The following is a 13,553-nucleotide window of genomic DNA, read 5'->3' on the forward strand; positions in this document are numbered from 1 at the left end:
ATAGGAATGCAAATAAAGCCAAACCGAAAAAAAGCGAACTATACAATTTAGATAGACGGTGGATATCTATTCCATTTTTTTTTCGTTTTATATATCGTCTGTATTGCCACCATCCCAAAGCAATCAACATGATTGTCATTAAACCCATTACTAAACGAATGGTCCATACAGGCATTGGGTTTATCGCATCTATATAAAAGAAAATTCCACCTGTGACAACCCCAAAAATAACCGTAAGAATACTAAACAGCAGGTATCTCCAAATTGATATCTCTTTTCTGTTGCGAATTCCGATAATGATGCCTGTTGCAAAAAGAATGATAATAAGTGCGGGAAGCCAGAACACGCTATACCCCATTGGTTTCAGGAAATCAGAAAAGCTTTGTATATCTGAGGCATCATAATAAAGGAAGGTATTCCCAATCTGTGGAGGAGCCACAAAAGCTCTGCGTACTCCATAGGCGTTAACTTGACGATCAGCAAATGAAAGCGAATCAGGTAATTTAGCTAGTACATCTCCATCAAACCCAAAATTACCGGGCACTCCCTGATTGGACGCGTATTTTCCACCATGGAAAACCATCAGTCCTTCAGGATGAACATCTGCATTAAACATCAGGTCAAGACTATCTGAAAATAACGGAGTGATTTCATTTGTGGCTTTATCAAACTGCATGATCTTGAAGTCCCGTTGACTGTTCCACGTAGTGAAAGCTACTTTTTCATCGGAAATAAATTTTGGTGAAACAGCCGGACCGGAAAACTCAATCAGTTGATTTTGGTTTGTCCCATCAGCATCCATTTCAAAAATAGAATTTTCACCATTTCTACCACTGTAGAAAATTATCTTAGTTCCATCGATTGTCCATGCCGGACTACCGTCCCAGTATTTAGAATCAGTAAGTCTTTTCAAATTTTCACCATTAATGTCTACCGAATAAACATCTCCTGTTCGTTGCCGGGCAAAAGGAAACAGGGGATGTGGAACAATCTCATGCCCCCTGTCACTGCTAAAGGCCAGTTGCTTCCCATCCGGAGAAAAAGCAGGTCTAAAATCCCCTCCGGGATGATTGGTCAGGTTTAAGGCAGCTGAAATATCCTGAATGGAATTCGGTAGAAAGGGAATAAGATAAATTTCTGAATTTCCTTCATGGGAAGCGACAAATGCCAGTTGACTGCCATCGGGAGAAAATGCGGCCTGATCCTGGAAAGAGTTACTTTTAATCAATTGAGCAGCCGGCTGAGTTCCATCTATAGCCTTCAAATAAAGCTGTGGTATTCCTGATCTTTCCGATGTGAAAACTACCCACTTTCCATCCGGGCTTATAATTGCATCATAGTCTAATGATGGATGATCGGTAAATTTCGTAATGCTTTCGCCGGAATCTCTGGAAATATATATGTCCCAGTCTTGCGGGCTGAATGATGAATAGAAAATTCTTTCCCTTGACTGCCCAAGACAAATGGTGCTAAATAGTATTATCACAAAAACGGATACATAGATTCGCTTCATATCTTCTTAATTTAGTTGATAAGATTTGTATTCCCCTAACCTTGTTTAGGTTAACTGCATAGGTAAGTTTTAATTCATGTTATCACATGGATAATGGAGAAGATGAAAAAATCAGAGCTAATTTCAAATACCGGTGTCGTTTTCCTAAAAAATTATGACTGAATATTTTAGTAAATAGAAAAACACACTGTAGCTACGCATCAAAAGGGAGGAGTAATACAACTTTCCATACATCCTTCATAAATCATACATCCCGGCATTGTTGCTTTCACTAAAAACCCCTATCTTTGAAGACTATAAATCGATTTATACAAGTACTAATTAAACCATTGCAATGAGCATAACCGCAGAAGACAAAAAAGAAATATTTAAGAAGTTTGGTAAAAGTGAAACCGATACGGGTTCCACCGAAGGACAGATCGCCCTTTTGACCAAAAGAATTAATGACCTTACCGAACATTTACAGGACAATAAATTAGATCACGCATCACGCCGTGGTTTGTTAAAAATGGTTGGTAAAAGAAGAAGGTTGTTAAACTACCTCATGAAAAACGATATCGAGAAGTACAGAGAACTTATCAAAGAACTCGGTATTCGTAAGTAAGTTTATATGTTATCCAAAAGGCTCCATCGTGGAGCCTTTTTCAATTTATCCTGCCGCCATTATCTCTTATCTGTTGTAGGCCGGATACTAGTAAACCAAAAAGACAAAGAAGACAAATGAAAGAAGAAATAAGAAGTGTAGAATTTGCACCGGGAAAGGTGCTATCAGTAGAAACAGGCCGGATTGCCAAGCAAGCCGATGGCGCTGTAGTGGTTCGCATGGGTGATACCCAGGTGTTATGTACCGCTGTGAGTGCAAAAGAACCAAAACCGGGTCAGGGTTTTTTCCCGCTGGTGGTAGATCACAGAGAAAGTTTTTCAGCCGGTGGTCGTTTCCCCGGTGGATTTATGAAACGGGAAGGACGTCCTTCTGAAAAAGAAGTATTAGCCAGTCGGTTAATTGATCGCAGTTTGCGTCCGTTATTTCCTAAAGGATATTTATGTGAAACTCAGATTATCTCAAGCGTGCTTTCTTCAGACGGAGAAAACGACGGGGATGTTCTTGGCGGGTTTGGAGCCTCAGCTGCTCTTCATATGTCAGATGTTCCCTTTGACGGTCCAATGGCTGAAGTCCGAGTTGGCCGTGTTGATGGCGAGTATGTGATCAACCCAACGCTTTCTGAATTGAAAGAAAGTGACATCGATATGATCGTTGGCGGTACTGCCGATTCTGTTTTGATGATGGAAGGTGAAATGGGAGAGATCTCAGAAGATGAAATGCTGGGTGCTATTAAAGCAGCTCACGCTTCTATTATCACTTTATGTGAATTTCAGGAAGAACTGAGAGAAGAGTATGGAAAGCCGAAGCGTGAATTTGTTGCTGAAGGCTATCCTGAAGAGATTGAAAATAAAGTTCGTGAATTAGCTACTGATAAGATCAAAGAAGTAGTGAACATCGGGCTTGGAAAAGAAGAGTACAGTGAAAAGCTTAAAGAAGCCAAAGACAGCGTTGTAGCTGAACTGGAAGAAGAATACGAAGAAGAGATCGGAACGGTCAAAGATATCTTAGGTGATATTGAGAAAGAAGAACTTCGTAACATGATCCTTGAGAAAAAACGTCGTATTGACGGCCGTAACCCGGAAGATGTTCGCGATATCTGGACGCAGGTGGGATACCTTGCCAGAACTCACGGTTCAGCGATCTTTACCCGCGGCGAAACACAGGCTCTTGTTTCTGTAACCCTCGGTACCAAGAAAGACGCTCAGGGCGTTGACACGTTATTCGACGAAGAAGACAAGAAATTCTATCTGCACTACAACTTCCCTCCATATTCAGTTGGAGAAGCAGGATTTTTAAGAGGCCCGGGCAGACGAGAGATTGGTCACGGTCACCTTGCAGAACGTTCCTTGAGAATGATGATGCCGTCATTTGACGATTTCGGATACGTAATTCGAATTATCTCTGATATTACTGAATCAAATGGTTCATCTTCCATGGCTTCTGTTTGCGGTGGTTCTATGGCACTTATGAGTGCCGGTGTTCCACTGAAGAAGCCGGTTGCAGGTATCGCAATGGGAATGATCGTTGGAGAGAATAACTCCGTTGTACTTTCTGATATCCGTGGCGAGGAAGATTTCATGGGCGACATGGACTTCAAAACAGCCGGTACCGCTGACGGTATCACGGCTTGCCAGATGGATATGAAAGTGAAAGGCATTTCTTTCGAAGTAATGGAAGAAGCACTTAAGCAAGCTCATACAGGTCGTTTACACATTTTAGGTAAAATGGCTGAAACCATTTCAACCCCAAGTGAAACACTTTCCGAATATGCTCCTCAATTCATCAACATGACGATTGATGGTGACATGATCGGTGCAGTGATCGGGCCTGGTGGAAAAGTTATTCAGACGCTTCAGAAAGAAACAGACACTGAGATCTGGATCGAGGAAGACGAAAGCGGGAAAGGTAAGATCACTATTTCTGCCGACAGTCTTGAAAAAGCTGAAGACGCACAAAACCGAATTAAAGCAATTACAGGTCAGCTTGAAGAAGGTGCTATTTACAAAGGTGAAGTGAAGTCGATCAAAGACTTTGGCGCTTTTGTTGAGATAGCTCCGGGAAGAGATGGCTTGTTACATATTTCTGAAGTTGCTCACGAGCATGTTAAAGACGTAAGTCAATACATGAGCGTAGGTGACGAGATCGAAGTTAAGCTCCTCAAAATTGAGCCGGGTAATAAACTTCGACTTTCCAGAAAAGTATTGCTTGCTAAAGATGAAGAAGAGTAAGTCTTTAGCTTAAACCTGCTTATATTTGGCGCTCTTTTTAGTGAAAGAGCGCCATTTTTTTGAGGGTTATTCCAACCCAACTTTTCGATAATTATTTCGGTTTAAATAAGAACCGATAAACAGATCATTAGATTTATATCAGATGCAAGACACCAAAGAAATTGATTTTGTAAATAAGAGCACGCTTCCCAATGGACTCCGCATTATAACGGAACATATCGAAAGTGTGAAAAGCGTTACCGTTGGTATTTGGGCTAAAACCGGTGGACGTCATGAAATAGAAGAAATGGCCGGTATTACTCATTTTCTGGAACATATGCTTTTTAAAGGCACGGATTCCAGATCTTCCTATGATATTGCCTTGAGTATGGAAGCAGTTGGCGGATATTTGAATGCCTTTACTTCTTCTGAATATACTTGCTATTATTCACGATGTGTTAATACACAGCTCGATCGCGCATTGGATGTGCTTTCAGATATGGTTCTTCATCCTGCTTTTCCGGAAGAAGAGATCGAAAAAGAAAAGAAAGTGGTCATTGAAGAGATGAAAATGTATCGGGATTCTCCCGATGATTTCATTTTCGAAGCATTCAACAGCAAGATCTTTGAAGGGCATGAATTAGGCCGCCCTGTACTTGGCTTTGAAAATACAGTTTCTGATTTTTCCCGTCAGGATCTGTATGATTATATGAAGGATAGATATTACCCCGGAAATTTGTTGGTATCGGTTGCAGGAAATGTTGATCACGATAGGGTAGTGGAATTGGTATCGAATTATTTTGAGAAACTCGAAGCCAAAGATCATGATGAGAAAGAGCAACCCCTGCCGCCTTTCAAAAAGGAGAACCTGAATCTCACCAAAGCAATTGAGCAAACACACTACATTTATGGCAGGCGTGGTTTGAATTTCGATCACGAGGATAAATATCTACTGTTGCTTGCCAACACTGTTTTAGGAGGAGGGATGAGCTCAAGGCTTCATCAAAATGTTCGTGAGAAATACGGATACTGTTATTCCATCCAAACCTTTAATCAATCTTACACTGATACCGGTCTTTGGGGAATTTATGTGGGAACCGATAAAGATTATGTAGATCATGTTCGGGAATTGATCCTTAAGGAATTGAAGCAAATGCAGGAAGAGCCGGTTCCTGAGAAAGAACTCGCAGAAGCAAAATCTCAGCTTAAAGGAAAACTATTGCTCTCTCAGGAAAGTACAAGCAACAGAATGACTCGTCTTGCAAAAAGTGAATTATATTTCGGGCGTTTTGTAACTTTAGATGAGCTGGTTGAAAACATTGATGCCGTCACTTCTGAACAGATCCAGAAATTTGTTCGAGACTTTTTCAATGAAGAAGACTTTATGGAAGCGATCTTACTCCCGGAAGGTTAGGCAGAAGGTTCAAGTTACAAGGGGCAGGGAACTAACTTGAGCCTTGAAACTAAAGCCTCACACTCTTTCAAAAATCATTAATTATAAATTATCATTCTACAATACAAATGACCTACATCAAAAATCTCTCTGACCATGTTGATCAAGAAGTAACTCTTAAAGGCTGGGTATATAATTTTCGCAGCAGCGGAAGCTTAGTGTTTATTGAAATGAGAGATGGCTCAGGCCTTACTCAATGTGTTGTAGCCAAAGATGATGTTTCTGAATATGTATGGCAGGCAGCTACTTCACTGCGTCAGGAAAGCTCACTGGAAGTTACAGGTACCGTTAAAGCTGATGATAGAAGTGTTGGCGGTCATGAAATTCATGCTTCAAATGTTGTTATCCATCAGATAGCTGAAGACTATCCGATCACTCCAAAAGAACATGGTGTAGAGTTTTTAATGAACAACCGCCATCTTTGGTTGCGCAGTCAAAAGCAATGGGCTGCGATGAGAGTAAGGAATGAAATTATATTTGCGATCCACTCTTTTTTCCAGGGAAGGGGTTTCGTGCAAATGGATTCTCCGATCTTCACAGGTAATGCTGCTGAGGGAAGTACCACACTTTTTGAAACCGACTATTTTGAAGAAAAAGCATACCTCGCTCAAACCGGACAGCTGTATGGTGAAGCAATGGCAATGGCACATGGATTGATCTACACATTTGGACCAACCTTCCGTGCCGAAAAATCCAAAACCCGTCGTCACCTTACAGAATTTTGGATGATAGAACCTGAAATGGCATACTATGATCTGGAAATGAATATGGATCTGGCTGAGGATATGATTAAAGCCATTGTCACCCAGGTATTGGAAAAACGAAAAGAAGAGCTTGAGATCTTAGAGCGCGATGTTTCCGCGTTGGAGAAGGTTGCTGAGAAATCGTTCGAGCGGATGACTTATACTGAAGCTGTGGACATCCTGACTAGCGATGAAACATCAGATATGCTGGATGAAATGGCGGAATCACGCCGACAAGAGAAACTGGATCTTGAAAAGGAAGAAGAGGAGATCAAAAAAGAACACGGCTCAGCCAAAAAATGGCGAAAAGCTCAAATCGATCAAAGGATCAAAGATATTTCTGCCCGGGTTGATCAGGTTGAAGAAGATCTTCGAAATATTCCTAAGTGGAAAGAGTCTGCCCGAAATTTTGAGTGGGGCAATGACTTTGGCGGAAGTGATGAAACGGTACTGATGATGCAATTTGAGGTGCCGCTTATTGTAACACACTGGCCGGCTGAGATCAAAGCGTTCTACATGAAGCGTGATGAGACCGATAAGCTTGCTCTCGGAATGGACATTTTGGCACCGGAAGGTTATGGTGAAATTGTTGGCGGATCTCAGCGTGAAGATGATCTGGAGCTCATGGAAGAGCGCATCAAAGAAGAAGGACTTGATAAGGAAGTATTTGAATGGTACCTGGATCTTCGCCGGTACGGAAGTGTTCCTCATTCCGGCTATGGACTTGGGTTGGAGCGTACCGTTGCATGGCTGTGTGGATTATCTCATGTTCGTGAAACCATCCCATTCCCAAGAATGATGGGCAGACTTAAACCTTAAAGTACCACTGATATTTTTGTGGTACTTCATTGAGCTCAAAAATTCAATAATTACAGTTTACTTGTCTGCAATTGAAATGAAGTCACTTTAACATCGAGCAGCTATTCATCTTAAGAAGCACTCTTCTTCGATGTATTAGATGCATCTTTATCTTTTGAAGCCTGATCGCTTTTTGAGTCTTCGACGTCTTTATCGTCTTCCTTTTTATCTTTCTTAAATGGATTTGAGAATGTAGAGGAAGATGATGAGCCCGAGGCTGATGCAGATCCTGAATCAGATGCTTTCTTGGAATCCTTTGTGTCTACATTGACATTTGGGCCGACCTGGAAATCACCTTTAAGCTGGGCTCCATTCTCAATGGTTAGTTTTTTAGTCATTATCTTGCCCTGAACAATTGCAGATCCTCTCAAAACCAGACTTTGAGAGGCATAGATATCACCAGTTACTTTTCCTGAAATATCTGCATCAGGGCTGTAAAGCGTACCTTTGATCTTTCCTGAATCTGTTACAATTACTTTTTTCTTTGACTGAACTTCACCGTCAATGAGACCGGCTATTCGCATATCATCATCACATTTGATATCTGCTTTGATCTCTGTTGATTCGGTAATGTAAGTTATAGCTGGAGACTGGGGATTTTGTTGAGTATTCACAGGAGTTTGTTTTCTCTTAAGTTTCATAGTTTTTCATACCCGAAATGTGATGATATGTTCCTGAATCCTGTAAAGATTTCTAAGCAGATCTAATTTCTATAAGATTCCTATTTCATTCAGGGTCACATTCCTTATCTTTGCCACCGATGGCAAGAAAACCAAACAGCAATCAGGTCTATAAAGAGGTAACCGGTGAACTGAACTCCGGCAACCTTAAACCGATATATTATTTATTCGGTGAGGAAGAATTCTATCTTGACCAATTGCTGGAAAAGTTTTCGAATATTGTATCACCCGATCAAAAAGACTTTAATTTTGATCTTCTTTATGGTCAGGAAGTTACTCCGGCTCAAGCTTTATCTATTGCCCGGAGTTTTCCGATGATGGCGGCAAAACGGGTATTGATCATACGCAATTTCTTACAGTTAAATAAGGGTGGGAGTGAAGATGGTTCGCCGAGCGGACACATAAATGATTTTATTTCCTATATCGAGAATCCCAATCCTTTTACATTGTTGGTAATGTTTGATACTAAAAAGCCGGCAGGTAATACCAATATTGGTAAAGCCATAAAAAAAAGTAAGGCTGTTGGGTATCATGAATTTGAACGTATGGCTGACTACCTGATTCCGGATTGGGTCATTGATTGGGTACGAAGCCATCACTCCAAAAATATAGAGCCGGCAGCAGCTCAGTTGTTGGCACAGTTTGTGGGTAATAATCTACAACTACTGTCTACTGAAATAGATAAAGTGTGCACTTTTGTGGACACTTCTGATACTGTTTCAGAAGCTGATGTGAAAAAAATCATTGGCTCATATCGTGAATTTACTGCCATAGAGCTCAAAGAAGCCATTGTTAAGCGAGATATGGAACAATCGTTATACATTTCGGAACAGATGTTGCAACATACTAAGTCAGACACGGGAGAATTGATTCGTCTCGTGGGGTTCTTTAACAGTGTGTTCGTAAATATCTGGCAGATATTGAGGCTTTCCGAAAAAGGGTTGGCTAAAACTCAAATTCAAAGTGAGTTGGGTGTTGGCAGCAGCTGGTACTTTAATAAACTTTGGGATGACGCCTCAAATTTTCGCTATAACGATATGCCACGTATTTTTGAAGCCCTTTTGGATGCAGATCGCTCCATTAAAGGTTTCAGCACATTAGACTCCACTTCGATTCTATTCTTTCTGGTCAAGCGAATTATCGGTTAGTACCGATTCGCCCTGATTTTAAATAGAAACCAAGTTTTGGAGTTTAATTATGAAAGCGTTTGAAGCTGCATCAGTAAAGAAGTATGATGATGAAGACCTAATGGAATACTTTCAAAATGGCATTGAGTTGGCATTCAATGAATTAGTGTTCCGATATAAAGACCGCCTTCATAACTTTCTTTACCGATATACCCATGATCACCAAGATTGTGAGGATTTGGTACAAGAAACTTTTCTAAGAGTGCATAAGAGTAAACATTCTTATGAACGTATCGCGAAATTTTCTACCTGGATGTATACTATTGCACTAAACCTTGCGAAAAGTTTGTACAAGAAAAAGCAAAGGATGTATAAAGTTTCCATTCATAAAGATGAATCTGATCCGGATGATAGAGAAATACTACTGGAAGATTCCAAGATCCTTCAGGATGATGCCCTTCATCAAAAACTTTGTATGGAACAGCTTGAAAAGGCTTTGATAAAGCTCCCTGAAGACTTCCGGGAAGTGATCATACTCAGAGATCTTCAGCAGCTTTCTTATGATGAGATATCTGATATTACAGATATTCCGATGGGTACTGTGAAATCCAGGATCAACCGGGGAAGGGCTCAAATTCAGGCTTTGATCCAAGGTTATGTTCAATTGGGAACAAACGCAGCTTGATGAAATAAAAGGGAAGTGAGGATCAATTAGCCAACTCCCTTTATGAACAATTTTTTAGATATAGAATATCACCCGATCATAGAAGATTTTATCGTTGATTATGTAGACGATGAAATGGATGCAGTAGAAAAAGAAGCATTTGAAGAAGTGCTGGTTCATCACGATGAACTCCGAGAATTAGCTTTTTCTGCTAAAGAAGGAAAGAAGTTGCTCCAGCAATTTCAGCAGATAAAGGCAAAAGAAGATTTCATTGACAGAATGCTGAACAGTATCAGTTGATCATACTAGGTATAACACTCTGTGCACCAACAGGGCAAACAACAATACGGCAATCAATGAAATGAAATTGCCGATCAAAAAATAATCATTGGAAATTTTACTGTTTTTCTGGAAACGGGTACCGATCTTCAGAGCTCCAAAGGCTATGATAACCTGGGGATAACCACATAAAAGACCGATGATAAGGAATAGCCGCTCTAATATTCCTTTTAATACCGAAATACCACGACTCTCATTCGATTTCATTTTTTTGCTGACAATGTGGAATATACCATTGATTATGAGTTCCATAACCAAGTAAAGCAGCATTAACCATAACCAGTTCATAGTGATTGAATGTAGGTTAACATGAAATTCTTAAGCTGATTATACTCATTTACCATTAAAGTTTTACGGCGTTTCCAAATTTGATCCCTGTTTTTTTCGTGCTTTTCCCCAACTTCTGCATTATTCTCATTTTTGATCATATCCAGAATAAGCGCATAATCTTCTTTTTTCCATGATAGAATGATAGCGTCCAATACTTCAAATAACCTTGAAAATTGAAGAGATTCTCTTTTATTGCTAAGATCAAATTCAAAACGCTTTCGGGATCTTTTCTTACTCGTTAGCATTTCCCTTGCCTTGGTTAATCCAGGACCCATCATTTCATATGCAATGTTTGGGTTGATTTCTGTCTCAATTTCTCCAAAATGAAGAGCATAGTGCAACTTGAAGTCAAGCTCTTGTTTCAGACATTCTTCTTCCATAAAGAATAATGTTTTTATGGACGCTTCCAGTGAGGTTGCAATGCCCTGAAATTCATCGCCAAGGGTAATGGTATACGGGGAGAGTATATCCGCTCTCAATTCCTTGTTACAGCTTTGAATGAGTATTTTAAGCTCTTTATGAAGCGATTTAGCCTCATAACTGCTGCTTGAGACAACATCACCCATCAAAATAAAATACTTTGTTGATTTTTCAGCCATGATCCAAGGTTTATTAATAACTGCTGAATAATAACAATGTTTCACTAATAATGAAACATATATATATGTTTCAATAAAAATGAATCATTTACACTTGTAGTGTTATATGTGATACATTTAATAAGCCAATAACTTGGTAAGCTGTATATTAAGTCTGGAATCAGCCATAAATTTTGTTTCCAGTCCTTTATCGTGGGGAATAGGAATATCCATCGAAGCGCAGCGCATAACCGGTGCATCCAGCCACTCAAAACATTCTTCGGAAATGATGGCTGAAATTTCACTCAGCGGACCTAAAGTAAGTGAAGGTTCCTGAAGCAGCAATACTTTACCTGTTTTTTGAACAGTTTTTCGTATGGCTTCCTTGTCTAATGGTAGGAGGGTTCGCAGATCCAGAACTTCCAGAGAGATACCCTTTTTCTCGTATTCTTCAGCAACGGCCAGCGCCCACTGTACGCCCATTCCATAGGTGATGATGGTTGCAGCGTCACCTTCTCTTCGAACCTTTGCTTTCCCAAGTGGTTCATATGTTGCCTTGTCAGAAACAGTTGCTTTAAGACTTCGGTAGAGCTTTTTGTGTTCAAAGAACAGAACCGGGTTTGGATCATAAAGAGCACTGTAAAGTAAATTTTGGGCATCTTCTACAGTACCGGGAACCACTACTTTAAGCCCCGGAATTTGCATAAACCAGCCTTCCACGGATTGCGAGTGAAAGGGTCCTGCCCCAACACCACCGCCATGAGGAGCGCGAATGGTAATGTTAAGCGGAGGGGACCAGCGATAATGAGTTTTGGCAATATTATTCACAATCTGATTGAATCCACAGGATATAAAATCGGCGAATTGCATTTCAACGACCGGCTTGAAGCCTTCCAATGCCAAACCCATCGCAGCTCCCAACACCCCGGATTCTATAATAGGGGTATTTCTGATTCTATCTTCACCAAATTCCTTTAAAAAACCTTCAGTGATCTTGAAAACCCCGCCATATTCGGCAATATCTTGCCCCATAATGAGAAAAGAGTCGTCCTCTTCAAAGGCTTGCCAAAGAGTAGATTGAAGCACATCCACAAAACGTTTTTCGTAGGTGATGCCATTGGAGTGAACTGGAGGCTTTGGTTCTTCGGTGGAATAAACGGCATTCAATTCTGTCTGTTCATCAAATACAGGATCATCAGCATTTAAAGCTTTATCGAGATCTTTCCTAAAGGAAGCATCGATCTCTTTAGTGATCTTTTTAAAATCCTCTTTTCCGGCTATTCCTTCTTCTTCCATAAAGTTCTCAAGACGAAGGATGGGATCTTTTTCGGCCCAGTTCTCAAATAATACATCAGGAACGTAATGAGTGCCGGAGGCTTCTTCATGTCCCCGCATACGAAAGGTCTTAGCTTCGATGAGTACCGGTTCTCCCTTCAAGGCAAGCTTTCGTGCCTTCTCTACGGTTTCCATTACTTCAAAAATGTTGTTACCGTCAATATTGAAGCCATGCATTCCGTAGCCCTTGGCGCGGTCGGATAGATGTTCGCAAGCGTACTGCTCAGAAGTAGGGGTGGAGAGTCCATACCCATTATTCTCAATAACAAAAACCACCGGCAATTTCCATACGGCAGCCAGGTTCAAAGCTTCATGAAAATCACCCTCACTCGTGGCTCCGTCACCGCAAAATGAGAAAGCTACGGCATCTTCGCGTTTTAATTTCTTGGCGAGCGCAAGTCCATCAGCAACGGGCATCATAGCGGCAAGATGAGAGATCATCCCAACTATATTGTACTCTAGTGTACCAAAATGGAATGAACGGTCACGTCCGCCGGTAAATCCATCGGCCTTCCCAAATAACTGGCAGAAAAGGGGATAGAGTGGGACTTCTCGGGCAGTAAAGACCCCGAGGTTACGGTGCATGGGAAGAATATAGTCTTTGGGTTTGGCTGAGAGCGTGACACCCACTCCAACGGCTTCCTGCCCGATGCCTGAAAACCATTTACTGATCTTGTTCTGCCGCAATAGTTTGAGCATACGCTCTTCAATACGACGGGGTAGAAGCAGGTTCTTGTAGATGTTTAAAGCTTGTTCGGCGGAAATTTTCTTCTTAGTTATAGCCACGCTGTCTGTCGATTAATTCAAATGTTACCAATCCAACAGATAAGCAAAAATAAGCGGAGCTACAATAGTTGCATCCGATTCAATGATAAATTTTGGTGTATCAATGCCCAGTTTTCCCCATGTTATTTTTTCGTTGGGAACGGCTCCAGAATATGAGCCATAGCTGGTGGTAGAATCGCTGATCTGACAAAAATAGGACCACAGTGGTACATCTTTCTTGCCCAGATCTTGCTCTATCATAGGTACTACACAAATTGGAAAATCTCCGGCAATGCCTCCCCCAATTTGGAAAAACCCGATCCCATTATCCGAATTCTTTAAATACCAGTCGGACAG

Annotated in this window: 13 protein-coding genes; 7 read left to right on the forward strand and 6 right to left on the reverse strand. The window is 40.8% G+C overall.

The features are described from left to right. Nucleotides 1-1,513: TolB family protein (locus tag VFM80_RS00040; protein WP_395068297.1), on the reverse strand; the 1,513-nt coding region annotated here is incomplete at its 3' end. A 334-nt stretch (nucleotides 1,514-1,847) separates the two neighbouring features. On the opposite strand from VFM80_RS00040, the gene rpsO reads away from it, so the two are divergent. The 4 genes from rpsO to VFM80_RS00060 all read left to right on the forward strand — a co-directional run bounded on the left by rpsO (nucleotide 1,848) and on the right by VFM80_RS00060 (nucleotide 7,339). Beyond that, nucleotides 1,848-2,117 (forward strand): 30S ribosomal protein S15, encoded by a 270-nt coding sequence (rpsO, locus tag VFM80_RS00045; RefSeq protein ID WP_395068299.1) that lies wholly within the window; start codon nucleotides 1,848-1,850, stop codon nucleotides 2,115-2,117. A 116-nt stretch (nucleotides 2,118-2,233) separates the two neighbouring features. Next, nucleotides 2,234-4,345: a polyribonucleotide nucleotidyltransferase gene (gene pnp / locus VFM80_RS00050; protein WP_395068301.1), complete on the forward strand. Its 2,112-nt coding sequence runs from the start codon at nucleotides 2,234-2,236 to the stop codon at nucleotides 4,343-4,345. Nucleotides 4,346-4,487: 142 nt separating this feature from the next. Beyond that, nucleotides 4,488-5,738 carry a M16 family metallopeptidase gene (locus VFM80_RS00055; RefSeq protein ID WP_395068303.1) on the forward strand — a complete coding sequence of 417 codons (1,251 nt, stop codon included), beginning with the start codon at nucleotides 4,488-4,490 and terminating at the stop codon, nucleotides 5,736-5,738. 107 nt (nucleotides 5,739-5,845) lie between these two features. Then, nucleotides 5,846-7,339: an asparagine--tRNA ligase gene (locus VFM80_RS00060; protein WP_395068305.1), complete on the forward strand. Its 1,494-nt coding sequence runs from the start codon at nucleotides 5,846-5,848 to the stop codon at nucleotides 7,337-7,339. A 110-nt stretch (nucleotides 7,340-7,449) separates the two neighbouring features. Here the strand turns inward: VFM80_RS00060 and VFM80_RS00065 are convergent, their stop codons facing one another. Further along, nucleotides 7,450-8,019, reverse strand: a complete 570-nt coding sequence (locus VFM80_RS00065; protein WP_395068307.1) for a bactofilin family protein — start codon at nucleotides 8,017-8,019, stop codon at nucleotides 7,450-7,452. A 119-nt stretch (nucleotides 8,020-8,138) separates the two neighbouring features. Between VFM80_RS00065 and holA the strand changes: the two genes are divergently transcribed. From holA to VFM80_RS00080, 3 genes are read left to right on the forward strand one after another with little or no spacing between them, the layout of a single operon-like run. Further along, nucleotides 8,139-9,206 carry a DNA polymerase III subunit delta gene (holA, locus tag VFM80_RS00070; RefSeq protein WP_395068309.1) on the forward strand — a complete coding sequence of 356 codons (1,068 nt, stop codon included), beginning with the start codon at nucleotides 8,139-8,141 and terminating at the stop codon, nucleotides 9,204-9,206. Between the two features lie 49 nt (nucleotides 9,207-9,255). Next, the gene (locus VFM80_RS00075) at nucleotides 9,256-9,870 is read left to right on the forward strand and encodes a sigma-70 family RNA polymerase sigma factor (RefSeq protein ID WP_395068311.1); all 615 of its coding nucleotides are present in this window, start codon (nucleotides 9,256-9,258) and stop codon (nucleotides 9,868-9,870) included. Nucleotides 9,871-9,912: 42 nt separating this feature from the next. Beyond that, a complete protein-coding gene (locus VFM80_RS00080) occupies nucleotides 9,913-10,149 on the forward strand; it encodes a hypothetical protein (RefSeq protein ID WP_395068313.1) in 237 nt (78 codons plus the stop codon). Here VFM80_RS00080 and VFM80_RS00085 read toward each other — a convergent pair whose 3' ends face one another. The 4 genes from VFM80_RS00085 to VFM80_RS00100 all read right to left on the reverse strand — a co-directional run. Further along, nucleotides 10,150-10,395 carry a hypothetical protein gene (locus tag VFM80_RS00085; protein ID WP_395068315.1) on the reverse strand — a complete coding sequence of 82 codons (246 nt, stop codon included), beginning with the start codon at nucleotides 10,393-10,395 and terminating at the stop codon, nucleotides 10,150-10,152. Between the two features lie 77 nt (nucleotides 10,396-10,472). After that, nucleotides 10,473-11,117 (reverse strand): SatD family protein, encoded by a 645-nt coding sequence (locus VFM80_RS00090; protein ID WP_395068317.1) that lies wholly within the window; start codon nucleotides 11,115-11,117, stop codon nucleotides 10,473-10,475. 117 nt (nucleotides 11,118-11,234) lie between these two features. Beyond that, nucleotides 11,235-13,217 carry an alpha-ketoacid dehydrogenase subunit alpha/beta gene (locus VFM80_RS00095; protein ID WP_395068319.1) on the reverse strand — a complete coding sequence of 661 codons (1,983 nt, stop codon included), beginning with the start codon at nucleotides 13,215-13,217 and terminating at the stop codon, nucleotides 11,235-11,237. Between the two features lie 24 nt (nucleotides 13,218-13,241). After that, a partial coding sequence (locus VFM80_RS00100) for a deoxyhypusine synthase family protein (RefSeq protein ID WP_395068321.1) occupies nucleotides 13,242-13,553 on the reverse strand: 312 nt, incomplete at its 5' end.

The organism is Gracilimonas sp., assembly GCF_035704785.1.
In the GTDB taxonomy this organism is placed as follows: domain Bacteria; phylum Bacteroidota; class Rhodothermia; order Balneolales; family Balneolaceae; genus Gracilimonas.

What these genes read in the sequence shown, in the direction of transcription:
- rpsO (WP_395068299.1), top strand. Translation starts at nt 1,848, where the DNA reads ATGAGCATAACCGCAGAAGACAAAAAAGAAATATTTAAGAAGTTTGGT.
- pnp (WP_395068301.1), top strand. Translation starts at nt 2,234, where the DNA reads ATGAAAGAAGAAATAAGAAGTGTAGAATTTGCACCGGGAAAGGTGCTA.
- VFM80_RS00055 (WP_395068303.1), top strand. Translation starts at nt 4,488, where the DNA reads ATGCAAGACACCAAAGAAATTGATTTTGTAAATAAGAGCACGCTTCCC.
- VFM80_RS00060 (WP_395068305.1), top strand. Translation starts at nt 5,846, where the DNA reads ATGACCTACATCAAAAATCTCTCTGACCATGTTGATCAAGAAGTAACT.
- VFM80_RS00065 (WP_395068307.1), bottom strand. Translation starts at nt 8,019, where the DNA reads ATGAAACTTAAGAGAAAACAAACTCCTGTGAATACTCAACAAAATCCC.
- holA (WP_395068309.1), top strand. Translation starts at nt 8,139, where the DNA reads ATGGCAAGAAAACCAAACAGCAATCAGGTCTATAAAGAGGTAACCGGT.
- VFM80_RS00075 (WP_395068311.1), top strand. Translation starts at nt 9,256, where the DNA reads ATGAAAGCGTTTGAAGCTGCATCAGTAAAGAAGTATGATGATGAAGAC.
- VFM80_RS00080 (WP_395068313.1), top strand. Translation starts at nt 9,913, where the DNA reads ATGAACAATTTTTTAGATATAGAATATCACCCGATCATAGAAGATTTT.
- VFM80_RS00085 (WP_395068315.1), bottom strand. Translation starts at nt 10,395, where the DNA reads ATGAAATCGAATGAGAGTCGTGGTATTTCGGTATTAAAAGGAATATTA.
- VFM80_RS00090 (WP_395068317.1), bottom strand. Translation starts at nt 11,117, where the DNA reads ATGGCTGAAAAATCAACAAAGTATTTTATTTTGATGGGTGATGTTGTC.